General features: G+C 72.9%; 1 protein-coding gene. It reads right to left on the bottom strand.

The features are described 5' to 3' along the window. Positions 1-689 (bottom strand): L-serine ammonia-lyase (locus ACLQ22_RS31900; protein WP_425695584.1); only part of this gene is annotated, 689 nt, incomplete at both ends.

Here is a 689-nt window from a genome sequence, read left to right as displayed (position 1 = left end):
ACGTTGACGGCCAGTCCGCCGCGCGCCGTCTCCTTGTATTTCACCTTCATGTCCGCGCCGGTCTCGCGCATGGTCTTGATGACCTTGTCCAGCGAGACGTGGTGCACCCCGTCGCCGCGCAGCGCCAGCCGGGCGGCCGTGATCGCCTTGATGCTAGCCACCGCGTTGCGCTCGATGCAGGGGATCTGCACCAGACCACCGACCGGGTCGCAGGTCAGGCCCAGGTTGTGCTCCATGCCGATCTCGGCGGCGTTCTCCACCTGCTCCGGGGTGCCGCCCAGGGCCTCGGCCAGCCCGGCGGCGGCCATCGAGCAGGCCGAGCCCACCTCGCCCTGGCAGCCCACCTCGGCGCCGGAGATCGACGCGTTCTCCTTGAACAGCACGCCGATCGCGCCCGCCGCCAGCAGGAACCGCACCACCCCCTCCTCCGAGGCGCCCGGGGAGAACCGGGTGTAGTAGTGCAGCACCGCCGGGATGATGCCGGCCGCCCCGTTGGTCGGCGCGGTGACGACCCGGCCGCCGGCGGCGTTCTCCTCGTTGACGGCGAGGGCGAAGAGGGTCACCCAGTCCATCGCCCGCAGCGGGTCGGTGGGGTCGGACTCCGTCTCCAGGCTGCGGCGCAGCTCGGCGGCACGGCGGCGGACCTTCAGCCCGCCGGGCAGCACCCCGTCGCGCGAGCAGCCCCGCTC

Source organism: Micromonospora sp. DT178, from assembly GCF_049841695.1.
Classification (GTDB): Bacteria; Actinomycetota; Actinomycetes; order Mycobacteriales; family Micromonosporaceae; genus Micromonospora.
The sequence above is the reverse complement of the archived record's forward strand: the minus strand, read 5'-3'. Positions and strand labels throughout refer to the sequence as shown.